The organism is Pseudoalteromonas sp. SIMBA_162, from assembly GCF_046535955.1.
In the GTDB taxonomy this organism is placed as follows: Bacteria; Pseudomonadota; Gammaproteobacteria; order Enterobacterales; family Alteromonadaceae; genus Pseudoalteromonas; species Pseudoalteromonas marina.
In genome coordinates, this window is sequence record NZ_JAWJBQ010000063.1 from 1 (window position 1) to 606 (window position 606).

1 pseudogene is annotated in these 606 nt (G+C 40.4%); it reads right to left on the reverse strand.

Features of this window, described 5'->3' with window-relative positions:
* Positions 1-500 (reverse strand): annotated as a pseudogene (locus tag R0J88_RS18710) (flagellin FliC); the annotation flags it as partial.
* Positions 501-606 lie beyond the last annotated feature (106 nt).

The window sequence follows — 606 nt, forward strand, 5'->3', positions numbered from 1 at the left end:
GTAGTATTCATATCGGTAGTGATTTTTAGGTTTATGACCTGATTAGCATCTGCACCCACCTGGTAATCAGCGTCATATGAACCATCTAAAAGATTCTCTCCACCGAAAGTAGTATCGTCAGAAACTCTGTCTATCTCGGCTTTCAATTCAGTAAACTCTTTGTCAAGAGCTCCTCGGTCTGAATCAGAGTTTGACCCATTAGCCGCCTGGATAGACAAAACACGCATACGTTGAAGCATGTTAGTGGTTTCATCTAAAGCTCCTTCCGCCGTTTGCGCAACAGAGATAGCATCATTTGCATTTCTAGCAGCTTGATCAAGGCCATTTGTTTGTGCTGTTAACCGCGTGCCAATCTGCAAACCGGCAGCATCATCAGCGGCACTGTTTACACGTAGCCCCGATGATAAACGCTGAAATGACTTTGATAAATCATTGGTCGAATTTGATAAGTTACGCTGTGAGTTTAACGACATTACATTAGTATTTACACTTAAAGCCATGATAGCCTCCTAATAATTTAACTAGATGGGAATCAAGCTGAAAAAGTGCCTGTGATTCCTGTTTCAATTAAGTTATCGGCATCACTAAAATATACTTTAATTTTTT